Origin of the sequence: Flavobacterium sp. 140616W15, from assembly GCF_003668995.1 — a bacterium.
GTDB lineage: Bacteria > Bacteroidota > Bacteroidia > Flavobacteriales > Flavobacteriaceae > Flavobacterium.
The window spans coordinates 4,028,884-4,055,307 of record NZ_CP033068.1; the positions used below are offsets into that span (position 1 = coordinate 4,028,884).

A 26,424-nucleotide genomic window follows, 5' to 3' on the forward strand; every position below is an offset into this window, starting at 1 on the left:
AAAAATGGAAAGAACATTTAGAATAAAAGAAGTTAATGGTAATACTAGTTTTCAAGATAAAAAATTAGTTGTAGATAAAACGAAAATAAATCTTTTAATTGTTTTAGAACTTGGAGGTAACTTGCAATTTAACAGAGTCTATAATGACATCTGGAAAGTTGTAAAACTGGATAGCATAGCCGATCTTGAAGCAATAAATAAATTAAATGCAAAATACGAATATAAAAACATTTGTCTTGTTCATCACGGAAATATATTTTCCGACACCTCAAAGGGCAAAAAAAACTGGGCCATTTTATTTGCAAACAAAATTCGTGAAATTAAACTAGTGATTTCTAAACTAAGTGAAATTCCAAAAGAAATAAATCAGGCATATGTTACAAAAATTCTTGAAAAGTCTAAACTTACGTTTGCTAAAGATGGTCCTGATGAATTAAAAATTAAAACATTTTTGGGCTTAAAAATGTTAATAGGGGCCATACTAGATAGTGGAACGTTCATTTCGGTAGCATGTAATGAAGCCGATGATGCAGGTTTCTTAAAAGAACTTGCAGATTTTACAGATAAAAACATTAAAATATTTGGTAACACTAATTTTTCTTTTATCGATGACGGGAGAGACTCTACATATAACAACCTAACTATCAGCGAATATCATTCCATTTTAAACAGTTATTTATCTTCTGCATGGCGAGATAAAAATGGATGGTTGTATTACGATACTAACCTAAAGCAGATAATTATAACAAAAAAAGAACTTTGGTTACATAGTATGGGAAAAAAAATATATACTTTAGTAGACAGAGAAGCTAAATTAACAAAAAAACAAACTGATAAAGAACATTATGCTCAATTGTACTTTTCTAAAATATACGAGATCTTTCATAAAAAATACGTAACAACAATTAGCTATGATAATTGGAAAAAAGAGCAAGAAAAAAAATACCCCGATTTTAAATAAAAATATAAATATGACATCTAGAAAAATATTAATTTGTATCTTTTTATTCATAGCTTTAATAAACCGTGCCCAAGAAAAAAAATTAAAAGAATTGCGAGATAATAACTGTGGCGATAATTGTGAATTCTATCACGAAAATTTAAATTTTCGTAAAACTTTATTAAATCTACCGCCAGCTCCGCCAGAACCAAAAACAAAAGAAGACTCAATCGTTTTGTTTTTCAAAATTCCATTAGAAAAAACAAAGATATTATTTCCTTTTTCAACATACGATTCGGTTTATGTTGTAACGCCAAAATACTACGAAGATAAAGAACCACGAAACTACTTAAAATCAAAATTTCATGATTCTAAAACTTTAGTTACTGAAGAACAAATGAATAAAATTTCAGATATTCTCTTTAACTATTACCTAATAAAATATGATAACATAACTATTCGAAATTATAAAATAACAGGTTGCAGCGGTATAGAGGATACTTATCCTAAGATCATTTTGCTATTTATAAAAAACGGTAAAAACAAAGACTACATCGCATTTCCTAGCCAGATATTTCGAAGAACGAGTTTTACTAATAAAGAATTAGAAGGTTTAGATCTTTGTGCTGAAAAAGAAAGAATGATAATGGAAATGTTTGGCGTAAGTCTGGAAGAACCAAGTAGCGATGCAGTATTAGAAGACGAACCTGGCGTATTGCGTGATGAGCATAAAGAAAACTAATTTCTCTTTTATAATACACGAAGTATCAAATCATAATAAACTAAAAATGTATAATAAATAAAAAACTGCAACATAACGTTGCAGTTTTTTTGGTTTATCTAGTTTAGCTTCTTTTTCAAAGTCTCTTCCATTTCATAGAATTTACTTTCGAGATCATGAATTTTTTCATAAATATTGATTGGATCTGGCATTTGTTTAGAGGCATACATACTAGCGTACCAAACTTCCAGAATATCTTCAGCATAAATAGAGTACATGGGGTAATTACCGTCTCTGTTATCTGATTTAAGAATTAATTTTCCACTTTCCCTAATTCTGTTTAAAACCCTTTTAACCACTACTCCATCATTCTTACTGATAATCACATAAATTCTTCCATCTAATATATCATCAAAATTATCAACATATTTTCCAAAAAGATAATCGCCGTCATGGATAGTTGTAGACATCGAATTCCCTTTTATTTCAAAACATCTGTAAGTTCCGTTCTTTAACATTGGCATACTAAATGACGGAAGACTTTCCATATATTCCGGATCTGAATAGCCGTCTAAATAGCCTGCTCTTGCTTTTACACCAACAAAATTAATATTTTCCTCACCCTCTTCATTTACGGTTATAATCTTCGGTAAATTTAAACCAACTTCACTATTTATTTTATTAGCAAAAATTTCATCACTATTTCCAAAAAAATAGTCTGGGTTTACATTACAGTGCGTGATGATGCTTTGAAGCAAATCAAAACCAGGTTTTGTCCTTTTTCTTTCTCCGTCAGATTGCAATCTTCCAATAGTTATACTATCAATTGTAGTGCTGGTTACTCCTATTAACTTCGCAAATGAGTTATTATTTAACTTCATCTCATCTATAATACGTTTTATCTTAGTATGTATTTCCATCTTGTATTGCATTTGTTTTTATCATGTAATATGTTTTAACCAATCTTACATATTCAACTATATGTTGCAAAATTAAAAAATATATAATAAATAATAGCATTCTTTAGTGTTTTTTTTACGTAACATCTGAATTTAAAGACATTTAAAGCCTTTTTCCTACTGTATTACTCTAATATACAATCCAAATAATTAAATCATATTACTGAAATTACTGCATTTTTCATCGTAATATGTTGCACAAATCAAAACATATGTTGTATATTTGTCAAAAATAATCCACCATATGATTTTAAAAGATTTTTATACCGAAAAAAAGAACGCAATCGAAATGGAGTTCACTTCTAATGCGCCAACAGTTCAACTTTATACTGATACTATCTTTAAAGATTCTATTGAAACACCGGTAGTAATGTTTAAGTATGATATCGTAAACTGGGAAACATCTTCTGAAAAAAACTACAAAGCTGATGTATCATTTTGCCTGTATATTATATTACCTGTAGAAACTATTTCTTCAACAAGTTATGCAAATGCATTCGATATTGCTCAACGAATAGACAAAGCCATATTATCTAAAAACAATAGTAATGCTGATATAGACACCAATTCAACATTTAAAATAAGGGAAAAACAATGTACAAACGAGCACACTTACTGGAATAAAAATGATTATTTTATTTGGGAAATCACTTATAAAACAACATTAATAGAAAATATATTAAAAAAGAAATACATTCTTTTCAATAATGGTTTAAGTAATGAAGAACTAGAAGAGTTAGGATATAACTTAACTACTGGAGTAATAGAAATAAATCCAAATCAGGTTAAAGGAGATATCGATTTGAAAACTAGTACTTAATTTGAGCAGGCTACAAACTTAACAGTTGGTATTCACAAATAATTAAATAGAAAAAAACTAAACCACATCCCCACAAATCTTAACTAAACTGTACCCTATTTAAACCTAAAAGCATGAGAAGAAGCAAAACACTATTAGAAAAAAGAAGAGATTATGTTATCAGCTATCTAAATAGAAATCAAGCTAAACAGATGAAAGTTGTGGTTTCAGAACTTTCTGACACATTATTCCTGACAGAGCGCACAATTTACACTATTATAAATGAAGGTCTCTCTACAGCAACCAAAGCTTAAACCACTGAAACTACTGGTTTTGACTATCAAAATAATTGGAAAAAGCAACCTTGAGCCTTAAATTTGTACTCGATATCAAAAGCAAATTAATCTCTTTGCCAAGAGGAAAATTCAATTAAAAAAAACCGTTTTTACCAAACTGTCTAAAAACACCAATTCTGCTTTTTGGATTCTAGTTTACAAATACCTTTTTACAACATTAAATAATTAATAATAACAATTTTAGCAACTTGTTACAGCCCTTCTTTTGCTCTTTTTTGAGTGAAAAACAAATTTTAAACAATTAAAACAATTTATATTATGAGTACATTAAACGATGTAGTGATTAACAAACTATCAGGCGGATTAGGAAGAAGAAATCCAGAGCAGGACATGGTTTCAGGATTACTTTTTGATGAACCTTCTTCATTTCCAGATGAATTAAAATTAAAACTAGAATCCGACACAGTAAAACGTTTAGCTTCATTAGAAGATGCTGAAGCCATTGGAATTACAGCAGCATATGATATAGAAGGACAATCTGCTTACTATCAGATTCAGCAATTTTTCAGAATGAATCCTTCTGGTGATTTGTACATTATGAAAACAGCAGCCACTTCTTATGAAGACATTGCCGCAAAAGCAATGGACATGCAGGAAAAAGCAAACGGAAACATTCGTCAATTAGCAATTATTTACTCTGGACCAACCACGTTTACACAAACTCAAGCCGCGGTTTTAGCGGCACAAAGCCAAGCTGATCTTGCTTATACTGACTATATGCCTTTTGAAGTCATTCTGGAAGGGAAAGGATTTACTGTTGACGCAACTTCTTTAGCTGGATCAGATGCAGAAAACGTATCTGTTGTAATTGCTATGGATGTAGAAAAAGCAAATAAATATAAAAACTCTGCTGCAGTTGGTTTAGTATTAGGCGCAATTTCTAAAGCAAAAGTATCTGAAAACATTGCCTGGATCGAAAAATTCAATCTTACTGGTGAAGGCTTTTCAAAAGCTGGTTTTATAGGAGGAAAAGAAATTAAGACTCTTGGAACTTTAAATGATTTAAACGAAAAAAGATTCATTTTCGCAAAAACACATACTGGCTTACCAGGTCTTTATTTTAATGACAGTCACACTTGTACTGCAGGTATATCTGACTTTGCTTATGTAGAAAACAACCGTACTATTAATAAAGCAACACGTTTATTGCGTACCGCTTTATTACCAAAATTAGCTTCTCCGGTTTTAGTAGATATTGACGGCAAATTACCACAATCGGTTTCAAAAAACTTCGAAGGTTTATGCAGAAGTGCTTTAGAAGGAATGGTTGCAAATCAAGAAGTTTCTGATTTTGATGTGTATGTAGATCCTAAACAAAACATTTTAGCAACGTCTGAATTAAAAGTGAAAGCAGAAATTACTCCAATTGGAACTGCACGCAAAATTATCGTCGATTTAGGATTCAAAAATCCATTCGGAATCGATAAAGCATAATTCTTTATCATTTAAAAACAATAAAATTCACAAATAATATTGCCTTAATTCAATTGTGATAAAACAAATGAAGAAAAGTAATAACCCGAACCTTATCGGAATTATCAAAAAAAAATCAAGATACATATGAATAAATTACCATTAATTAACGGACAACAACACAGCTGGTCATCAATTGAAGTAAGTATTGCAGGTAACATTGTTACTGGAATTACAGCTGTAAACTATAGCGACTCAGTATCTAAAGAAAACCATTACGGAGCTGGAGATATGCCAGTACACAGAGGTAGAGGAAAATATGAGGCGAAAGCTTCAATCACTTTATACAACTACGAAGTAGAAGCTATTTTAGCAGCTTTACCTAAAGGACAAAGATTACAAGATATTAACCCTTTTAGTATCATTGTAAGCTACCTCGACGATAGTAACGAAGTAATTACACATACGGTAAGAAACTGTGAGTTTAACTCAAACAGCAGAGGAATTAGCCAAGGAGATACAAAAATTGCAGTTTCTTTTGACTTAATCTGTTCTCATGTTGAGTGGAATTAATCACCTGGATAAATTCCTAAAATTATAATACCCTCTTCCCTATTTCTAAAACCGACTAAAAGGAGAAACCCAATATTAAATGCGTTACGCAAAAAAGAAGTTCAAAAGAAACATGATTTTTGTAAGCAAACTATTCTACTTGCTCTTTATTAGTCCGTTTTAGACAGGAAATCTTCCTCAAGAGGCTGCTTCGAGCTTATTTAACTTCAAAACAATAACTCAGGCGGCCTCTTTTTTTAAAATACAGTCATTACCCCCAATGACACTATAAAAAAGCATCTCCGCCCTTTATTATCATAAATATGGCTTTTATCATTCCTCTTGTTCTACTGTATTAATAACAACAGTTGTAAACAATCAAGAAATATCATTAAATCAGACATCAATTACCCAATCATAAAAACAAACAACCACTTTCTAAATGGAAAAAACAATCTCAAAAGCTGTCGATGTGCTTGACGGAAATATTACCCAAGCTCAATTAAACCAATGGAAATACAAGCATAAAAAAATAGTTAAACTCACCATTGCTGATGATGACGAAACGACTCTATTTGCTTATTTCAAAAAGCCAGATATCAGCATTCGTTCTGCTGTATTACAAGCCTCAAAAATGGACGAATTTAAAGCTCTCGAAGTATTATTCAAAAACTGCTATCTAGGTGGTGATGGAAAAATAGAACAAGAAGACGATTTACGCCTCAATATTACCACAGCATTTTCAGATCATATCCAACCAAAACCCGTTAAAGTAGAAATACTATAGCAACCACCTTTTTTGCCCTACCCATAAAATACTATCCTGATGATTATTAAAAACCATACTATAGAACTAAAAGACACCAGTGCTTCTGAAATGGCTCGGTTTAGGCAAATTATCCTGGGCATTTGGCGTCAGCAAATAGAAGACGATAAGAATTCTAATGAATGGGAAAAACTTCTTAAAGATCATTATGCAACAGCCAAAGAACTTGATGCTAAATATGCAAAAAATTCTAAAAAACCAGACGAAATCACATTAAAAGGTGATCGTTATATACTAAATAATGAGAATCATTATCAATATACAAATGCAAGTGCTTTAGAGGAAGTAGTTGTAACGGCATCAATATCACCCTTAGTATCTATATTACTGTGGATTAAGAAAAATATTGGTAATAAAACGCAAAAATTGCAACTGGATTCTTTTCCTAAAAATGCTCCTCTAAATTTTAAAGGAACTATTAAGGGATATTCTATTAGTTGTAATCGTCAAATCTTAGAAGCTATTGTTGATTTGAAAAATATTGAATTTAAAGTATCTTTTCTCGTAAAGATTTTCTTTCTTTTAAATATTTTCGATCTTAAAAAAAACCTCGCACTTAGATTTGAAACTGATAGTTATGAGGGACTAGAATATTTGGCTCAATTTATTGGCTATGATATAGAAGCCTTTAAAGCAACAATTATCCAACAGTATAAAAAAGCAATTACCGAGGCAGGAAGCGACAAAGACAAATTAGATATTATCTATGAAGATATACCTGATTTTATTTTAGCATCTCTTAAAACAAGCAAACAGCTCTATCGAGATCTTGATATTCTTTTAGATCAAAATATTTTTGATCTGGGAGGACGTAATGAAGATCAAGGAATTCTAAACATCTTAAAGGCTTTAAACAAACAAGATGGTAAAAAACTTTATAAATGGTTAGAACAAAGACCTAAAAAAGTTTTACAAATATATGATTCAGGTAAAAGTATTAGAAACGAGTTTTTAAAGTTAATTCATCAACTGGCGATAACTTATGGCAAACAATCTTTTGCAGAAATTAATAAAGCCTACGTCAGTTCTAAAGATTCTTTTATTTTTAAAGACATCTTTTTAAACACCATAAGATTAGAAACAGGTCTAATAAATGTAAAATCTGTCGACGGATTAAACTGGGATAAATTCTGGTCTGATTTCAAAGCATCTTTTAATTTTTTAGATCCAAAAATAGGATCAGATTCGATAAAAATGCTAACGATGCCTATCCATTATGGTAATCCGATGCATTTGGCTTCACTAACTACAGCAGGACAGAAAACTGGAGAATTCATTGAAAAAACAGAAACCATTTTAATGCTATTGCACCTTTCTGAGCAAGAAAAAAACAAGCAGTTTTGGGAATTAGTAAGTCTTACCACCTCAATTCTGGGAATCGCATCTGCTTTAAGAGTAATTGCAGTCGGAGGAAGTAAGCTAGCAGTGACTCTGGCTTATATTGAGGTTGCAAAAGAAACTGTCGAAATAACGATGCTCAATGACGATGCAAAACAAATATTAATACAAAATGATTTAGGATGGTTGGTAGACAATTGGACAAAAATAAGTATTGCTGTTGATATTACCACTTTTGGATTAGAAGGACTAATTAATTTAGTTAAAAAAGGCAGAAAAGGAGCAAAAGCACTTAAAGATGCCGGATACACCGATGAAGCTTTAAAGTTAGAAGAGAAAATTGAGGATGCTGAAAAAATAATAAATGAATTTCAAAGACTAGAAACAAAGCTTGCGAAAATTTCAAGTAAAATTGATGATCTTACCGGGAATTTTCCAAAAGTAAAAGAGATTGAAGATGAAATTAGAGTTTTAGAAGAAGAATTTGGAATGTTTTTTGACGCCAATGGTGAAGCAATTCTTGAAAAGTTTGGTGGTATTAAAAAGGCTAGTTTAAAAATTGAACGTATGCAAGTTATCCAAGCAAAGCGACAGATTTTGAAAAATGGTGGAAAAGCCAGTGATTTAATACTAACACACAACCATTTTGGCAATTCAGCATTGAGCCCATCAGACATACTCATAGCTATAGAACATAATTTAAAAGAAATTCGTGCTGTAGGTAGTACTGGAGTAGATTACAGTTTAAAAAGAAGAAAGGCTTATCCTGTAGATAGAGATTATTTCAAAATTATTGAAAAAGTAAATGCTAAAATGCAATCAAAATACCCAAAATTACATCCAACAAAGTATACAACTGGTGGCGGTGACATCGAAACGGCACAGTTTTATGCTGAAACCTTATTAGAAAAGTTTGGAGATTATATAGAATATACTAAATTCACAAAATAAATAAGTAATTATGAATAACTTACCAAAACTAGATTTTTTATATTTTAATCTAGAGCATACAGAAGAAAATTATCTGAGTAGAAAAGAACTATATTACGATAAAGTTGATTGGGATGAAAGATATTTTGAAGATTATGCAAAAACCTGCTCTTTTGAAGAATTGGTATATCTAATGATTTATATATACAAAGATAAATATGCTAGAGATAAATTTGAATCTATTATTTCCTTAGATTCAAAAGATCAGATTTTACAATCTTACACCAATAAAAAAGGAAGAATTATTACAGAAACAAAATATAACTCTTATAATTTTTCCAGAACAGAAGTTATCGGTATGATTTCCCAATATCATAGTGAACAATATTCGGATGAGGAAATTATTGAGAAATATTGGAAGAGTGAATATTATATGCAAAATCTTTTCCTGGAGTTTAATCAAGAGGTTCCAATTCATATTATCGACAAAGCTTTAGAAGGAAAAGAATATACCAAAACTAAAAAGGATGATATATTGCTTTATGAAGTGGAAGATAGTCCAATAGCTTCGTTAGAAATTACTAAAAACAGCATAAAACTGAATATCAATGAAGATAAAGTAATCTTATACGTATCGATTTGGTAGTTGGTTTTAAAGTTGTTCACAAGTAATCAAACATCTAATTTTATTTGGGATCAGGAATTATTTGATGAAATAGAACGTTTATCAAAAGAATAAAGATAAAGAATGAATTTATTTCATTTTAAAAACACCCGTTTTTCTACTTTGGAAAAACGGGTGTTTTTTTTGCTATTTATCCAAATTAAAATCTACAAAACAAAACTAGAAAAACCTCAAAACCTTCTACTGAAACTACTGATTTACAAGTTACTATTATTTTTTAAACACGCTATTTCGGCGTATTTTTACAGTGTTCTTAAAGACAGGTATTCCATCTTAAATAGAAACCAAAAAGAACCTTTTTTAAAATTTATTTACCTCTTTATTTAAACAGTAAATAAATTTAAAACACAAATAATCTTATCGAATATTAAAATTCCTGGTTGTCTTCAAACAATTAGAAAGGCTTTTTATTCTCAAAATTTAAATCTAAATAAATACAAATATGGATCAAACTACAAAAAAACACATCGATTTGCTACATCCCTCCGTCAGGGAAGAAGTTACAAAAATCATCGAAGAATGTGATATTGCTTTAACCGGAAGAGCAAAAGTACGCATTACACAAGGTCTTAGATCATTTCAGGAACAGGAAGATCTTTATGCTTTCGGCAGAACTAAACCTGGAAAAAAAGTAACAAATGCCAAAGGTGGCCAATCTATTCACAATTATGGCTTTGCAGTAGATATCTGTCTGATTATCGATGGTAAAACGGCTTCTTGGGATACAGCGAAAGACTGGGATGGTGACCAAATTTCGGATTGGCAGGAATGTGTCCAAATTTTCAAGAAATACAACTGGAATTGGGGTGGTGATTGGAAAACCTTTAAAGACCTTCCGCATTTTGATAAAAAAGGCTATAGCGACTGGAAAGTGCTCAGCAAACTAAAACGTGACAAAAAAAACTATGTAATCTTATACAAGTAAACAATGAAACAATTAAAACACCTAACGCTTCTAATTGCTCTTTTTTTTGCAATTACCTCCTGTACTTCAACCAAAACTGCCCTATTCGATCACTATTCATATCAAAAAACGACAGAGCTAAAAGTTGAAACCTCTAAATTAATGGATAAAGCTATTACATCTTATAGCACTCATAAAGAAGAAGTTGAAGCTTTAACGCTCAGCATCGAAAAATTGGCTGAATATGAAAAGAATAAGCCCAACAACGAAATCACTTTTGCCATGTGGAAGCTTCTAACCAATAAAGAAAAAAACCTTTTAGCTGGCTTCTTCAAACGTTGGGAAACAAAAGGAATTGTATCTAAGGCTTTTCTAGAAGAATCTAAAAAACAAGTTTTAGATGCTTTGGATTTACTTATTCAGTATGAAATTAAAAAAGACAGAGAATCAAAGGATGCGCTTTTAGATTTAATCAACGGAAACACCTAAAATTATGGACCATAATAAACTAATAGAAGAGTTAAAAAGTAAATCAAAAGCAATTATAATCAACAGTTATAAAAGCAATAAATCTGAATTAGAGAAAGACCTAAACACATTTTTAGAAACATCTAAAGAAAAACTGGAACGCTGGATGATTCTTTTTTCTACTGGAGATTTAACTGAAGAAGAATTAGAATGGTTATTAAAAAGTCAGTTAGATTTAATGACATTACAAGCACTTCAAACTACTGGAATATCGAAAATAAAACTGAACGCTATTAAAAATAATATCATTAAAACAATTTTTAAAGTAATTATTGATATGATTATCCCAAGCATTTAGCAAGCTTATCATTAACTCTCAAATATCGAAGTCAACAAATTAATTATAAGCACTTTACAACATAAATTAACCTACTGAAACTACTGATTAGTACCCTGTAAAATCTTGGTTAAGGACAAAGCATAGCGTATTTTTACAGTGTCAAATAAAACAGCCTCCTTTCGATATGATGCGCAAATTCAAAAGGAAAAAATTAATTAACAAAACAACAAATAATAACAACATATGAAGGATTTTATCATAGATGAAGACTTATTAATTACAAATGGAGATTTTGCCATTAAAGAGGCAGATCAGCAAAACATAGAACATCTATTATTAAGTCAAAAAGGAAGTTATAAAGAGTTCCCTATTCTTGGAGTAGGAATAAAAAAATACATCAACAGCCCAGACGCAACCTCTAGGCTAAGACTAGAAAACGAAATAGACAAACAATTATCGTATGACAACTTTTATGTAAAAAAACTAGATGTCAATGATTTACAAAACATTAAAATCGATGGGAACTATTAAACCACAAGAAAACCAAAACATTTTTGACATCTCTTTACAAGAATACGGAAGTATAGAAAAAGTATTCGATCTTTTAGAAGACAATGATCAATTTAATATTACAGAAGATATTTCTGTTTACAAAGATTTAAAAATAGGAAGAGAAGCTTTTAAAAAAGACATTGTTGAGTATTACAATTCCAGAAACTTAAAGCCTGCAACTTCTATTACAGACGAAGAGCAGTATTTACTGAATGATTACTCCGGAATTGATTATATGATTATTGAAGATGATTTTATAATTTATTAATACATAGCCTTCATTGTCATTAACTAAAACCTTGATTCAAAATATCATGAAAATATGGCAATTACACCTTAAAATTTCTGTTTTTAGAAATTTTTAAAAACTAAGCTACATTACCGTAGCATCCACAAAAAAAAAAAAAATAACTATCTATAAGCATATTACACATGTCTTACAGGCTAAACTATATTAAAAAATTAAAATATGGCACGTACAATTGCTGAAATACAGAATGAGATTCTGATTGAAAAAGGGAAACAGCCCTCCCTGAATGGCTTAACAGATTCCAAGACTGCGATTTGGAAACTTTGGACTAACATAGTCGCTACTGCGATTTGGGTACACGAAAAAATAGTCGAAAAAAATGCCCTGATATCAAGGCCTCACACACTAAACTGGTATCGTGAACAGGCATTAAATTTTCATTACGGAAAGCCTTTAGGCCAAGATTCGAGTAACGGAATGCCTTTGGATCCCGATTCGAGTAACAGAATGGCACTGATATGGAAAGATGGTTCGTATCAATTTGATACTACAAATCTAACTGAAGATGAAATTGAACAATCTAAAATCATAAAGCATTGCGCTGTAAGTGAAATCGACCTAGGAACTGTTCTTAAACCAAATAAAGAAATAGAAGAAATTTTTTCTGATTATTTCCATAATAAGGTCGGGGTTGTTTTTATAAAAGTGGCCACTGTAAAAGAGGGCAAAATTTCGAGAATTGATGTGCCTAATGAACTTTTTGCCCTTAAAGAATATATCGCCAAGATAAAAGATGCTGGAAATCAAGTTCACATTACATCTGATCAAGGAGATAGACTAAAATTAAGCTTAAATGTTTATATCGACCCATTGAGCATTTTTATTAATCCAAAAGACATTGAATACTATCAGTTAAAAAGTTTAAGCAGGGCTTTAGAAGCAGATGAACAAGCCAAATTAACGAAATACGAAGAAGATTTATTAAAAAAGCCATTAGATCCAAGAAATGGTTCTTTAATCTTAAATGAAAAGACATTTCCAGTACTAGATGCCATCGAAAATCACTTAAAAAATATCGAGTTTAATGGTGCTTTCGTAAAAACATTTTTGGTTGATGCTATTCAGAAAGCACCAGGAATTAAAATCCCAATATTGACTAAAACCGAAACAGCCTGGGCAACAAATCCTAGTGATAAACCAGAAGATCTTACAGATGTAACCAAAATTGAATATTTTATTCCTAACGCGGGTTATTTTGATATGGATACGCTTCAAGTTGAGGTAAACTACATTCCGTACACATTTTACCGAGATAAACAATAGTCTAAATATATATACAATGAATAAATACACCGTTTTAAAGTGGGAAAAACTATTGTTATGGCTTATTCCACCTATTCTAAGAAAAAAAACTCATGTCGATTGGCTTAATCTTTTACTGACTCCTCTTAATACTCTTTATGGAGAGATTCTTTATAAAATGCAACATACAGGTCAGGTTATTTATCTGGAAAAAGTACTGAACGACGCCTATAATCCAACTAAAAATTACAATCCTAATTTAAGCACTGAGCAAAAACGATCAGATGAATTAATTTATATAGACGAATCAGTCAAACCTACTTTAGAATATGTATATCTACACAAAGAATATTACGAGCCAGACGGAACGTTACTGATTCCGAAATTAGAAGTATATAAGCATTATGAATATAATAAAAACAGAAACAATAAACCTGTTTATCTCGCTCATCGTAAAGATTATACTCAAATAAATTATGCCAATTTTAGAGTATTTATCCCAGAAAGTTTGATAGCAAACGGTACCATAATTATTCAACCAAGTAATGACAAATTACAACAAACAGAAGCGATTATAGTAGCAAACATCGATTTTCAAAATCTACTTAATTTTTATAAACTGGCTGGTAAAAGTTATGAACTTTATTCGTATCACCAGAAGATTAAACTAAAAGAAGAAATATAAAACAACAGACATTTAAATAAATAAAAATGAAACAAATAAATTTTAGTCATCCAGGAGGATTTCCTCTCGAGCAAGAAACTTTAGAAAGACTTCAAACTGCCTACAGATCTGAATTATTTGGAGCTTTAAAAAGTCATTTAGGCATCAATCCAGATAATGATTATATAGTAGCTCCAGCAACAACCAAAAAAAAAGGATGGGCAATTATTCGTCAGGAGGGAGAAGGAATTTTATATCCTATTCAAATAGGCACTCCAACTAATTTTTTAAAAACTACCAGAACAGGCACAAATTTAACGTACGGAACCGGAAAATCTCAAACCGCATATTTTGATTATGAAGCACATTACATCAGTGAGACAGATTACGTAAATCGCCCTGCATCTCCAATCACTGATGCATTAGCAATACATTATTATGATTTGAAAAATCCTGTTTTTATAGCCATTAAAGATATTAAAACTATTGAAGAAATTCTTGATTTAATTGAGGCAAAAATTAAAGCAATACAAGCAAATATTGGTACAATTGACGCAGAGATTAATTCAATCAAACAATCTTATCTCCCTCTTGACGGCTCAAAGGCCATGAAAGGTGATTTGAATTTAGACATTTATCAATTATCAAAATTAGATATAAAAGAAAGTACTACAGCCAATGTAAGAGTGACAGATTTTAGATTGGGATCCGCTTTAGGAAGAGCATTGGTAGATGGTAAGAATCAACCTTCTAAAAGTCTTTCTCTAAATTATCAATCCGATTGGGAAAATACAAATATTGGCGGAAAAGTATTTTTAAATAATATTAATACATCTAATACTGGTTCTTTACTAGTAATAGACAATGCAAATCAGGTAACTAAAAGTAATACACTAATCGATTCTTTATTAAATCGTATTACAGCCTTAGAAAACAAACCTACAACAGCTGCACCCATTGGAATGATAGCTATTTGGGGAAAATCAGCTCCATTTCCAAAAGGCTGGGAAGAATATGTACCGTTGAGAGGAAGAATGCCAGTAGGTTTGGATATAAATGATCAAGCATTTAATACACTGTTAGGAATTGGTGGTAACAAAGAAAAAATATTGCAGAAAGAAAATATTCCTGCACTTGATGTAACGTTACCAACTTCTTCAAATGATAACAGCGGGGGTAATGCTTCATATGTTAATGCTACTGATGTAGATTACGCGTTTGATAAAAAATATTTAGATGTGGTAAATAAAGGTAATGTTATTAAAGCTATAAATATTCTTAATCCCTACAGAGTAGTACATTTCATAGAATATACGGGAAACATTACTGAGCCTGCTGATTCAATAGCACCAATAGCACCAACAGGTTTAAAAGTCACAAATATTGGTACTACATCTGTAACTTTAAGCTGGAACGCATCTACTGATAATGTAGGTATTACTAATTATCTTGTTTATAAAGACAATAGTAATACCCCTTTAGCTGAATTAGGAAAAGACATTCTAACTTATAATGTCACTGGGCTATCTGCCAATACTGCTTACAGCTTTCAAGTCATAGCAAAAGATGCGGCTGGAAATTTATCCAAATCTAGTAATATTGTAAACGCAATTACAAAGGGAACAGATGAAATCCCACCAACATCACCAAAAAACATAAGAAGCTTCTTAAAAACCAATGATCAAATAACAATTGAATGGGATCCTTCAACAGATAATGTAGGTATAGCCGAATATCAGGTATGGAGGAAAATCCCTGATGAAGATTATAGATTATCGGCTAGAACTCTTGAAACCAATGCTACTTTCTATGGCGAACCTTATAAAACGTACTATTTTAAAGTAAGAGCTGTAGATGCTGCAGGAAATCTCTCAGATTTTACGAACGAGATTAGTGAAGCTACAATGCCTGTAGCCTGTTTCGATGTAGAATCCTTAGTAACAATGGCATCAGGTGAATCAAAAAATTAAGGGATATTATAGTTGGAGATAAACTTCAAGGACTTACTTTCCCGAACGAGATCGATGAAGCTGAAGGAGACTATATGTTATGGAGTGGAAAGCTAAATGAAGGCACCAAAGCTGAGGTAACTGTAGTAAACAAAAAAACAAGTATTCAGCCCAATTACTACGAAATTAAAACGGCAGATGCAACGATTAAAGTTACTGGAGAACATCCTCTATTAATTAGTGAAGATCGTGAGAATGTACAATATGTATGTACAAAAAATATAACTCAAAATATGTTTTTGGTTGATAAAACTGGAGAAACAAAACCTATTGAATCGATCCTATTTAAAGAAGAGCCGTTGGAAGTGGCACTATTAGATGTTGAAAATGTAGACAATTATGTTATATCAGGAATTGTTGTTCACAACAGTAAACCTGTGGATCCAATATAAAATTATTTAACAATCTTTTGGGGGCATAGTACCCCAAAAGATTTACAAACTTACTAAGATTCGTAGATTTTGATCATACCAAAAAATCCATTGTATAAAGTCAATACATATAAAAAAGCACGATGATGCATAAATTTTCAGAATATTCAAACGAAATAAAATTATTGCTTTATGGAATTTTTATTTACTTAGAGATGGATGTAGAAATTGTTAAAGTGCTGTTTTACCTCATGGTTATGGATACTTTTTTAGGCATAATCAAAACCATAGTATTAAATAACACATTTAGCTTTAAAAAATTAGCCCTAGGATTTGTTTCCAAATTAGCGGTATTGTTGATTCCAACAGCTTTAGCATTAATGAGTAAAGGACTTAACTACAACTTTAAATGGTTTGTTACTATAGTAATGAACTTACTTATCGTAAGTGATGGTATTTCGATAATCAGCAATATTATTGCTATAAAGACAAAAAAAGAAGTAGAAAATTTCGACGCAATGACCTTGATTTTAAAATCAATACGAAATCGTTTAATACAACTATTTAAAAAAATTTTGTTCACCATCGATCCAAAATATCACATAGAGAAATAAACTTCATCAATACTAAACTATCTACAATAAAAAAAATCCCATAAGACCTCATAAATAGAGAAGTTTCATAATTAAAAAAGCGACATTATTGGCGATCCTTTTGAAGCTTCCATCCCTAAAATTGAGCTCTTTTCAGTCATTCCCCTTATCAAATAATTCATTTAATAAAAGATATAAAAATGGCAACAAATATAAATACAATTTTAAACTGGTTCAAAACAGGTTTCAAACCCACTCAAGCGCAATTTTGGGCTACCTGGGCTTCGTTTTGGCATAAAGATGAGCAAATTCCACAAAATAATATTTCTGGTCTTGAGATCGCCTTAAATGACAAAACAGAGAAAACGCAATTTGACGATCATTTGAGTAATAAAAAAGCACATGCCAATTTGTTTGATAAAAAAGCAAATAGCATACATACACATGAAATTGTTGATATTAAAGACTTAGAAAAGACTCTAAATGAAAAGGCTTTAATCAAACATAAACATGAGATTGGGGATATTAAAGAGTTAGAAAGTGCTCTAGATGAAAAAGCTTTAATCACGCATACACATGATATTTTGGATATTAAAGAATTAGAAACTACTCTGAACGGAAAAGCCTTGCTCTCACATAAACATGAAATTGTTGATATTCGAGGTTTAGAAAGTACACTAGATGAAAAGGCTTTAATCACGCATACACATCAGACAACTGACATTGAAGGTTTAAAAGACCAATTGAACACTAAACTAACAGCAACTTTAGCAACAGATGCCGAAACACAAATTGATACAAATGCATCTGAAGATAAAAAAGTAATAAGCCGATTAAAACTTTTTAATTGGTGGGAATGGATAAAAAAACAACCATTAACACTAAGTAATAAATTGACCCTTGCTACTGGAAATACGACAACTCCAGCCTTAATTATCCCAAATGGAGTATTAACAACAACCCCTCAAAACGGAGCGATAGAAAGAGACTCTGCGGGAAATTTATATCATGTAGCAGGATCTTCAAGATACAGATTACTGGATAATAGAGATTATAATAATTTTTTAATAGCAACTTGGAGATCTACAACCTCACAATCTGCATTTATGAATAGTTCTAAAAATGTGAATTTCACACTTACTAAGGAAGCTCCAATTTCTTCAAATGCACTGGGAAGCACAGAAAGAGGCACGTATTTGTTTAAAACAACTGATGAATATCTGATTAAAAACGGAAGCCATGATACTGGAAAAATACCGCCAAAGGAAATACTCTTTGAAGTGTATTTAAAAGGAAATAACTGTACGTTTTCAGGAAATCAATATGTAAGATTATATTCTGTTTTACGAACGGATATAAATACATATATAAGTAGAAATAGTTATGAAATACCTTTAAGTACAGGGCTAAGCTTAAGTGGTGGTACTTGGTATTCGACCTTAAATTTTTCAGAAAAAAGTTATGATAATTTAGGAAATATATCATCTGATGCATATCGATCATACGGTTTAAGATTAATCGATAGTCCACGGAACAATTTAAAATTCTCTGACGCATCACTATCTCTTGAATATCGTGTCTCTCTAATCTTTTCTGATGCGACAAATAGCAATGAACTAAATTCAGGAGCTAAATCATCAAATACGAATGTATCAACGATGTTTTTAAAGCTCTAAACTAAAAAATTAACCCTAATTTCAAAAATAAAAACATTGAAAACCAATAAACTTCTATTTATTAACATAAATATACTTGTTAAATAAAAAACTCATTAAACTAAATAGAAAAAAATTCAAGATTGATAGAGAATCCTATTTGAAATTTCCATTACTAGAGTTGACTACATTTTTCATTTATACCCCCTTATCAAATAAATTACTTAATATAAAGACACAAAATATGGCAACAAACATAAATACAATTTTAAATTGGTTCAAAACGGGCTTAAAACCCACTCAAGCACAATTTTGGGCCACCTGGGCTTCGTTTTGGCACAAAGACGAACAAATACCGCAAAGCAGTATAAACAATCTTACAAACGTCTTAAATGCTAAAACGGAAAATGACCAATTTAACGCACATAAAACTGATACCAATGCTCACGCAAATATAATTTTAAAAGCTAGGATAATTCCAGTTGCAGGATTACTGGTTTTTAAAGTCGCACCAAACCATAATGAAGACAAAAAAGAGCAGGGCGACTATTGCATGGGAATTGTTGAAGGTCGTTTTATCAATGGCAATTGGAATGGCGGTGACGATCAGTTGAAATCTTCCTACTATTAACACTAATTAACTAATTATATGAAAATAAAAAAAAGAATTAAAATTTTAGAGACACAAATCTCTCAGCTTGAAAACAAGTTCAAAGCAACAGTGTTACAATCACTGATTCCAGTAATTCCAACTTAAAAGCAGTTATCAGTTAAAATGATGGTACACTTACGATTGAAAAAATTACAACAACATCAAAACCTCAATTAATTTTTAAAGACAATAAATAATATGAAAAAGTTTCTCTTCTTTTTAGCCATGATCATTACAATTAATGTATCGGCACAATCAACAACCTGGTTTGGCAAACCATTAGAATTAGACAATGTACCAGCTTCTACTTCAAAATCAGACAGCATTTTAGCAAGAGGTGTAGATAAAATTATTAAATGGATTCCAAGAAGTGACTTAAATGGAACTCAAAATCTAGACAAAACATTGGCTAACGGAAATACCACAGATAAAGATATAATTATATCAAAGGATAGGTTTGATAGTACTATTAACAATACTATCTCTGCGATAGGGTTGGAAACAGAATATATAGACAAATCTTCTACCATAAAGAGTACATCAAGATTTGGAGGGAATCAAATTAGTGTATCAAGCAGTGACTCATCAGACCCTATGGCAGGTAATAGAGTAGTATTAGAACCTACGGCTATAGAAATTGTTGACGATTATGGATCGAGTTCCAAATTTGATACATCTGCAATGATGTTTAGAAGAAGTGGAAACATGACTATAATAAGAGTTCAAGATATTAGCCAATTCAACGAACTTATAATGCCTGATAAGAGTGGCACATTTGCTCTATTATCAGACATTCCAGCACAGGGGAATCCTCCAAATTTACAAGATGTATCTAATCAAAAGGCTACAGCTATATTGCACAACAAACCATTTGAAATGACCTCATTTAGTAGCGACAATAGTTTAAGGTCTTCTATGTACATTTCGCCTTGGGGTGGGTCATTAAGTTCAGACAAAACAAATACAGATGGGAGCAGACTTGGAAGCAAGGTACAGCTTACGGGCGGTATTAACATTACACAGGAGTATAACGATAAGGCTACTAGTGTATCGTTTGAAGTGCCTACGCAAACCAATCATTTAAGGTTTCCTGATAAAAGCGGTATTTTAGCTACAATAGGTGATATCCCTACTAGTAGCTCTCAAAACTTACAACAAACTATGGATTTAAATAGGACTTGGACAAGTGATTCGTCTTATTCTAAGTTTCTAAGTATAGATGACTCTGATTTAGGTACTGATAATTCTATTTCATTTAGTTGTCCTACGAGTAGTTTTGGGATAACCCCTACGGCATTTGGTTTTACCTCAGGCGAAAAAGGGGTAAACCATCATATTATTTCTCTAACAGGTAGCTTACCTGTTGATAGTTCGGGGTCTTTATTTTTCAAATTACCAAACGATAAAGTTGTAAATGTTGGGAATGATGGCTTTAATTATGTGCTTACTACTAGAGACGAGGTGACTTTTCAAAGAGTATTAGATAATGGTCCTGCTATAGGTCAGGTTAGTAGTCCAGATGAACTTAAGACTGTTAAAATAGTAGCGACTGCCATAAATGGTTCGACTATTGGTGGATTTGCTACACAATCTATAGATAGCGTAGATAATCGAAAAATTAAAAAGAATGAATTTCTATCTTCAGAAGGTAGTTTTCAAATTAATGAAAATTATAGTAATGATGGAGGAATTACAAGTAAACAAACTATAATAGAAATAGCTACCCCTGTCGCTAATACTAATATAAAATTTCCGGCACCTTCAGTAGATGGTACTTATGAATTAGCATTAGCTAATACAACTGTAGAAAATAACACGACTGTTAATTTGTCTTCCAGCTATTTAGAAACTACGTACGGAGGTACTATCGTGAAAAGAGTTATAGCCAACAAAATACACGGCGGATCATTGATCTATGAAAAAACTTCAACTGGTTGGTTTCAAACATCCATAACACCAGTACCTTAACTTAAAAAAAATAAAATGAATAAATTTTTAAACCTCATTCTAGGTACAACTGATGTGCCAACATATTTAGCAGGATTATGTTTTGCCTTAATTGGACTGGCTTTTTATTAGAAAGGAAATAATTATACTCTCTTTATTTAATTATTTAATGAAACAAAGAGAGATAATGCCTCCCGATTACGTTATGGTTGATTACGGTTACCCTAGGTATGAAAAGGTGATGTAACACTTTCAGGGTAGCACTCTTGAAAGCCCAGAGATTAATATAACTGCACCGCTTGCAATAGGTTTCTTAATGAATAATTTCATTATGAATGGTGAACCGGTTGGTAATTAGTTTACAATGAAGGTATAATGGTGACAGCTTTAGCATTTGTTTCGCTTGTTTTTGCGACATTATTATTTCCGTTGGGATTAGTGCTTACATTTTTTATCAATCAATATAAAAAGCGTTGAAAGTTGTCGTTTAGCCGTTTGAATGCCAATTATCGAGCATCATTACCAGTATAAATGCATCAGGTAATGTGATTTTTAAAGACTTGTTTAACCTCCCTTTAAAGAAAAAGGAGGCTATCAATTCGGAAAAAAAAGAAACTATTAACAGCGCATTGAGTAAAAATCAGCATGATTAAATACTCATTTTCAATTGTAAAAGAATTGATTTATACTGAACAAAATAAACAAGGACAACTATTAAGGAAGCTTCAATTTGTCTATATACTTTTAGTAATACAAACTAAGGTTGTTATTTAAAGCAAGTCACGAACATCTAATTAAAAAAGGAAGTTATGGCACCAGAAAAATACCACTCATTATGTAACTATTAACACGTATAAAATAAAAATATAACAAAATTTTACTGGTTAAAATAATTAAAATTATGTTCGATAAGAAAGTTTTTATTGAGCTTAATATAGAAATTCAAAATTGACAAAATATTAAATACGATTTTTTGTCAATTTCTATTACTTAAATTCAAGTACACTTCTTATCTATAAACCTTATCAAATAAATTACTTTTTAAACATACAAAAAATGGCAACAAACATAAATACAATTTTAAACTGGTTTAAAACTGGTTATAAACCCACTCAAGTGCAATTTTGGGCCACCTGGGCATCGTTTTGGCATAAAGATGAACAAATACCTCAATCAAGTATTTTTGGCCTTGAAAACACCTTAAATACTAAAGCAGAAAAATCCCAACTTGAGGCACATATAAACAATAAAAAAGCACATGCAGATTTGTTTGACAACAAAGCAGACATCATACATACACATAGAATTATTGATATTCAAGACCTAGAAAATACTCTAAATGAAAAGGCTTTAATCAAACATAAACATGAGATTACTGATATTCAAAATTTAGAAAGTGCTTTAGATGAAAAAGCTTTACTTTCACATACACATGAGATTACCAATATTCAAAATTTAGAAAGTGTTTTAGATGGAAAAGCTTTAATCACACACACACATGAGATTGTTGATATTAAAGACTTAGAAAAAACTCTAAATGAAAAGGCTTTACTTTCACATACACATGAAATTACTGAAATTGAAGGCTTAAAAGACCAATTGAACACAAAACTAACAGCAACATTAGCAACAGATAGCGAAACACAAATTGATACAAATATATCTGAAGACAACAAAGTAATAAGCCGATTAAAACTTTTTAATTGGTGGAACTGGATTAAATCACTACCCTTAAAGTGGAATAATACGATTACTACATTTAAAGGAAGTGTAACAAATCCACCTTTAATCATTCCAAATGGAACATTAACAACAGTTCCTGTAAATGGAGCTATAGAGCGTGATGAAAATGGGATATTATGGGAAACTCATGAAGATATCAGATCTGAGATAAGCCCTACCAGCAGTTGTAGAAATCTTGTCGGTGCATTTTTTGAGGGTAATAATACGTATAATAGTGATGTAGTATTTCATGGATATGCTCAGTCAGGTGAAACATTGTATATGTGGAAAGGCTATGGATATAGTGGAGATATTTTGAATGGAATCTATCCTTCTAATTTTAATAGTCTAACACAAATGAAAAATGGGGATATCTTAGAAACTGAAATTATATTAGCCAGCGGTGAAGTAGGGATGGCGGCTGATTATCCTTATAACTTAAGTATTAACGTATATAACAATAATGATATAAAAAACACAACAGTTTATTCTTGGAATTTAGTTGATGTACCTTACATAACTCTAAAAATTAACCTTTCTAAAGACAAAAACTCACACAAGTATTTGATTTCAGTTAATGGAGTCATTATAGAGTCGCTAACAAATATGGAATATACAGGTAAAGCAGATTGTAGATTGACAATTACACCAAATACAACTTACACACCAGAAATGCCTGAACAATCAGAAGTATCATATTTTTCTGAAATATCAACTCCTAATAATCTTATTTATATAAGAAGAGTAAAAGCAACTAATTTATTTATTCCTGCATCATTAACTTAAATAAAAACTATGACTATTAAAGAAATAGAAAAGCAACTGATAATAATAAATAATACACCAATTAATCTAGTTGAAATAATCTTGTCTAAGCACAAACTATCTCGTAATTTAGCAAGAAAACTATTGGTATCTTATTAGCTGTGAAATATCGACTGCTTTAAAATCTATTAATTTAATAATATAGGAATGTCCATAGCTATGAAAACAACGTTGACAATACAAATACGTTATTTAATGATAATGTAATTGAATTTAATCAATGTTTAAATGATGTTAAAATAGGCTGTCCGAAAATTACTTTTCAGACAGCCTATAGTTTTATTTAGATGATGTTTAAAATCGGTTAAAAACGTATATTTTACTATAAAATCGTGTTCATTTCAATTTTGCAATTATAAATGAATATTTAGCATCATTACTTAATTCAAACTTGCTTTAAACATTCGCAATTCATCCCAAGTAAATTTTTCTCCATGTTGTTCTTTCAAACCCGTAAGCGATTCTTCTTTGTAGAACTGAAAAGCTTCAGTTAATGCAGTAATTTTATCCGGAGATAAAACATCTTCAACCTTAATCTTTTTCTCTTGAATCAATTTTACAAAATGAGATTCAATTGTTTGAGTAGTCAGTTTACGAATAGTAGCAATTTCCGAAATAGAGTTTTTTTCAAGCCATAATTCATACGTCTCTTCTACAGTCGATTTTTTAACTGTTTTCTCTTTCGTTGTCTTAGCAGAATAACGCCTAATTGGCTCATCATCATCAATTAAGTCACTATTTTTATTTTTAAAATTTTCTTGAATAGTTGTTGTTTTCTTTGACCTGTAATTTTTAATCTCTGGCGAAGTTAATTTCTCTTTTGATATAGTTTCACCCGCAACAACAGTTTTGATCAATAAACGGGCTTTAAATAGGCGTAAAACAGCTTTAGTCTGCAATTCTTCCAATAAATTTAATTCATCATAAAATGCTTTCATTTTTTTTGCACGCTGAATTTCTTCCATTTTATACAAAAGCTCATCAACCAATTCATCCATAGGTTTCATGAAATAACTGTAGGCTGCCTCTATCCGTTCAGAAACATGTATTAAATCAACCGTTTCATTATTAAAAATCCTGTTTAACTGAACGATGAATTTTTTTGCTGGATCAACAAGTGATTCAATTATCAAAGCTTGCTTTTTAGCCCAACTGGCATGTTTGGCTTTTTGAGAATTTTCAGATTTATCATTATAGCTGTATTGATGATTGCGCCATTCTTGAGCAAGATCAGCCCAATCAAAACTGTTAGCCAAATACTTATGAATAAAATTCTTTGTTTCAAAGTGCAGTGAGTTCTTCAATAATTCTTCCGAAGCTTTATTCAAAGCATAATCCATTACATCTTGATCGTTAGAAATACCATTCATACGTAGCGGAGAAAGCAAAATAAGCCCGTTTAAAGAACGTAAACGCGATAATGCGACATATGCCTGTCCGGGAAGAAAAACTTGCGATACATCGAGCGCAGCTTTGTCAAAAGTCAAACCTTGGCTTTTATGAACCGTAATTGCCCATGCAAGTTTGATCGGATATTGCACAAAAGTTCCCAGAACCTCCTCCTCTATTTCCTGAGTCATTTCGTCAACTTTGTAACGAATATTTTGCCATTCGTATTTTTCAACTTCAATGGTTTTATCTTCTTCTGGAAAATGAACCATGATTTCCTGGCTCGAAAGAGATTTAATTACACCCATTTTACCATTGAAATAATTTTTATCAAAAGACAAATCATTCTTAACAAACATAACCTGAGCCCCAACTTTAAGTTGAAGATTTGGATCAAGTGGGTATATTTTCTCAGGGAAATCACCTACAATATCAGGAAAATAATTATTCATTTTTACTTTTAAATCATTGATTGCCTGATTATTAATTGTATCAGCTTTAGCATTATGCGTAGTAAGCGTTATATAACCTGGGTTATTTTTTAAGTCAAAATCAGGCTGAACATACTGATTCAAACTCTGAATGTCTTGTGGTGTAATCTGGTTGTTTCTCAAATTATTCAATACCGAAATAAACGAATCATCTGTCTGGCGGAAAATTTTAGATAATTCAATATACAAAGGCGGGTTTTGTTGAATTACATGCGAATGAAAAAAGAATTTTCCACGGTAATACGTTCTCAAAGTTCTCCATTCTTCATCACGAATTACAGGAGGCAATTGTAATAAATCGCCAATAAATAAAACCTGAACACCGCCAAATGGATAACTATTCTTACGAACGGTTTGCATCATAAAGTCCATAGCATCAAGTAAATCGGCACGCAACATACTTACTTCATCTATAACTAAAAGCTCCATATTTCTAATAACTGCACGCTTTACATTATTCATTTTAAAATGCCTGCGCAAAGTTGCTTTCGTTTCAAACTTAGTTGTTTCAGAAAATTGTGGAGAGGAATTATCCGGAATAAATCCAGCAAATGGTAGCTGAAACATGGAGTGAATTGTCACACCTCCAGCATTTAACGCTGCAATTCCAGTGGGTGCAACAACAACAGTATTTTTGTGAGTAGTTTCAATAATTTCACGCAATAAAGTAGTTTTACCAGTTCCAGCTTTACCTGTAAGAAAAACGGAACGTTGCGTTTGATTAATAAACTGTAATGTGTAAGCTGCGGCTTCGGAAATATTTTGCATTTG

The 26,424-nt window shown here is 31.2% G+C and carries 25 protein-coding genes; 23 read left to right on the top strand and 2 right to left on the bottom strand.

Translation table 11 applies throughout. The annotated features are described in order from the left end of the window. Window positions 1-4 precede the first annotated feature (4 nt). Both EAG11_RS17590 and EAG11_RS17595 read left to right on the top strand, forming a co-directional pair. Window positions 5-961: a hypothetical protein gene (locus EAG11_RS17590; protein WP_129540313.1), complete on the top strand. Its 957-nt coding sequence runs from the start codon at window positions 5-7 to the stop codon at window positions 959-961. Then, on the top strand, window positions 912-1,682 hold the full coding sequence (locus tag EAG11_RS17595; RefSeq protein ID WP_129540314.1) for a hypothetical protein: 771 nt from the start codon (window positions 912-914) through the stop codon (window positions 1,680-1,682). Before EAG11_RS17590 ends, EAG11_RS17595 begins: the two co-directional genes overlap by 50 nt. 98 nt (window positions 1,683-1,780) lie before the next feature. Here EAG11_RS17595 and EAG11_RS17600 read toward each other — a convergent pair whose 3' ends face one another. Beyond that, window positions 1,781-2,581: a S24 family peptidase gene (locus EAG11_RS17600; RefSeq protein ID WP_129540315.1), complete on the bottom strand. Its 801-nt coding sequence runs from the start codon at window positions 2,579-2,581 to the stop codon at window positions 1,781-1,783. A 283-nt stretch (window positions 2,582-2,864) separates the two neighbouring features. On the opposite strand from EAG11_RS17600, the gene EAG11_RS17605 reads away from it, so the two are divergent. The 21 genes from EAG11_RS17605 (at window position 2,865) to EAG11_RS17705 (ending at window position 23,734) form a co-directional block, all read left to right on the top strand. Continuing rightward, on the top strand, window positions 2,865-3,440 hold the full coding sequence (locus EAG11_RS17605) for a hypothetical protein (RefSeq protein WP_129540316.1): 576 nt from the start codon (window positions 2,865-2,867) through the stop codon (window positions 3,438-3,440). A gap of 113 nt (window positions 3,441-3,553) precedes the next feature. Beyond that, window positions 3,554-3,733 (top strand): hypothetical protein, encoded by a 180-nt coding sequence (locus tag EAG11_RS17610; RefSeq protein WP_129540317.1) that lies wholly within the window; start codon window positions 3,554-3,556, stop codon window positions 3,731-3,733. A 300-nt stretch (window positions 3,734-4,033) separates the two neighbouring features. Continuing rightward, window positions 4,034-5,209 carry a DUF2586 domain-containing protein gene (locus EAG11_RS17615; RefSeq protein WP_129540318.1) on the top strand — a complete coding sequence of 392 codons (1,176 nt, stop codon included), beginning with the start codon at window positions 4,034-4,036 and terminating at the stop codon, window positions 5,207-5,209. A 126-nt stretch (window positions 5,210-5,335) separates the two neighbouring features. Then, on the top strand, window positions 5,336-5,761 hold the full coding sequence (locus EAG11_RS17620; RefSeq protein ID WP_035684757.1) for a hypothetical protein: 426 nt from the start codon (window positions 5,336-5,338) through the stop codon (window positions 5,759-5,761). 421 nt (window positions 5,762-6,182) lie between these two features. Continuing rightward, window positions 6,183-6,527, top strand: coding sequence for a hypothetical protein (locus tag EAG11_RS17625; RefSeq protein ID WP_129540319.1), 345 nt, complete (start codon window positions 6,183-6,185; stop codon window positions 6,525-6,527). Window positions 6,528-6,566: 39 nt separating this feature from the next. Then, window positions 6,567-8,855 (top strand): hypothetical protein, encoded by a 2,289-nt coding sequence (locus tag EAG11_RS17630; protein ID WP_129540320.1) that lies wholly within the window; start codon window positions 6,567-6,569, stop codon window positions 8,853-8,855. 10 nt (window positions 8,856-8,865) lie between these two features. Next, window positions 8,866-9,480: a hypothetical protein gene (locus tag EAG11_RS17635; RefSeq protein ID WP_129540321.1), complete on the top strand. Its 615-nt coding sequence runs from the start codon at window positions 8,866-8,868 to the stop codon at window positions 9,478-9,480. Window positions 9,481-9,961: 481 nt separating this feature from the next. After that, on the top strand, window positions 9,962-10,444 hold the full coding sequence (locus tag EAG11_RS17640; protein WP_129540322.1) for a M15 family metallopeptidase: 483 nt from the start codon (window positions 9,962-9,964) through the stop codon (window positions 10,442-10,444). A 3-nt stretch (window positions 10,445-10,447) separates the two neighbouring features. Further along, the gene (locus tag EAG11_RS17645) at window positions 10,448-10,912 is read left to right on the top strand and encodes a hypothetical protein (RefSeq protein WP_129540323.1); all 465 of its coding nucleotides are present in this window, start codon (window positions 10,448-10,450) and stop codon (window positions 10,910-10,912) included. 4 nt (window positions 10,913-10,916) lie between these two features. Beyond that, window positions 10,917-11,249: a hypothetical protein gene (locus EAG11_RS17650; protein ID WP_129540324.1), complete on the top strand. Its 333-nt coding sequence runs from the start codon at window positions 10,917-10,919 to the stop codon at window positions 11,247-11,249. Window positions 11,250-11,474: 225 nt separating this feature from the next. Further along, window positions 11,475-11,762: a hypothetical protein gene (locus EAG11_RS17655; RefSeq protein ID WP_129540325.1), complete on the top strand. Its 288-nt coding sequence runs from the start codon at window positions 11,475-11,477 to the stop codon at window positions 11,760-11,762. Then, window positions 11,749-12,051 carry a hypothetical protein gene (locus tag EAG11_RS17660; RefSeq protein ID WP_129540326.1) on the top strand — a complete coding sequence of 101 codons (303 nt, stop codon included), beginning with the start codon at window positions 11,749-11,751 and terminating at the stop codon, window positions 12,049-12,051. The genes EAG11_RS17655 and EAG11_RS17660 overlap by 14 nt, the downstream gene beginning before the upstream one ends. 201 nt (window positions 12,052-12,252) lie before the next feature. Next, window positions 12,253-13,356 carry a hypothetical protein gene (locus EAG11_RS17665; protein ID WP_129540327.1) on the top strand — a complete coding sequence of 368 codons (1,104 nt, stop codon included), beginning with the start codon at window positions 12,253-12,255 and terminating at the stop codon, window positions 13,354-13,356. Window positions 13,357-13,372: 16 nt separating this feature from the next. Next, window positions 13,373-14,020 carry a hypothetical protein gene (locus tag EAG11_RS17670; protein WP_129540328.1) on the top strand — a complete coding sequence of 216 codons (648 nt, stop codon included), beginning with the start codon at window positions 13,373-13,375 and terminating at the stop codon, window positions 14,018-14,020. A 26-nt stretch (window positions 14,021-14,046) separates the two neighbouring features. Then, the gene (locus tag EAG11_RS17675) at window positions 14,047-15,969 is read left to right on the top strand and encodes a fibronectin type III domain-containing protein (RefSeq protein WP_129540329.1); all 1,923 of its coding nucleotides are present in this window, start codon (window positions 14,047-14,049) and stop codon (window positions 15,967-15,969) included. A gap of 74 nt (window positions 15,970-16,043) precedes the next feature. Further along, window positions 16,044-16,400, top strand: coding sequence for a hypothetical protein (locus tag EAG11_RS17680; protein ID WP_129540330.1), 357 nt, complete (start codon window positions 16,044-16,046; stop codon window positions 16,398-16,400). A 122-nt stretch (window positions 16,401-16,522) separates the two neighbouring features. Next, a complete protein-coding gene (locus EAG11_RS17685) occupies window positions 16,523-16,993 on the top strand; it encodes a phage holin family protein (protein WP_129540331.1) in 471 nt (156 codons plus the stop codon). Between the two features lie 179 nt (window positions 16,994-17,172). Continuing rightward, entirely contained in the window at window positions 17,173-18,648 is a 1,476-nt protein-coding gene (locus EAG11_RS17690; protein WP_129540332.1) for a hypothetical protein, read from the top strand. 223 nt (window positions 18,649-18,871) lie between these two features. Further along, window positions 18,872-19,258, top strand: coding sequence for a hypothetical protein (locus tag EAG11_RS17695; RefSeq protein WP_129540333.1), 387 nt, complete (start codon window positions 18,872-18,874; stop codon window positions 19,256-19,258). 219 nt (window positions 19,259-19,477) lie between these two features. Further along, a complete protein-coding gene (locus EAG11_RS17700; protein WP_129540334.1) occupies window positions 19,478-21,247 on the top strand; it encodes a hypothetical protein in 1,770 nt (589 codons plus the stop codon). A gap of 1,035 nt (window positions 21,248-22,282) precedes the next feature. Continuing rightward, window positions 22,283-23,734: a hypothetical protein gene (locus EAG11_RS17705; RefSeq protein WP_129540335.1), complete on the top strand. Its 1,452-nt coding sequence runs from the start codon at window positions 22,283-22,285 to the stop codon at window positions 23,732-23,734. Window positions 23,735-24,153: 419 nt separating this feature from the next. Here EAG11_RS17705 and EAG11_RS17710 read toward each other — a convergent pair whose 3' ends face one another. Then, window positions 24,154-26,421, bottom strand: coding sequence for a helix-turn-helix domain-containing protein (locus tag EAG11_RS17710; protein WP_129540336.1), 2,268 nt, complete (start codon window positions 26,419-26,421; stop codon window positions 24,154-24,156). Window positions 26,422-26,424: the final 3 nt, after the last annotated feature.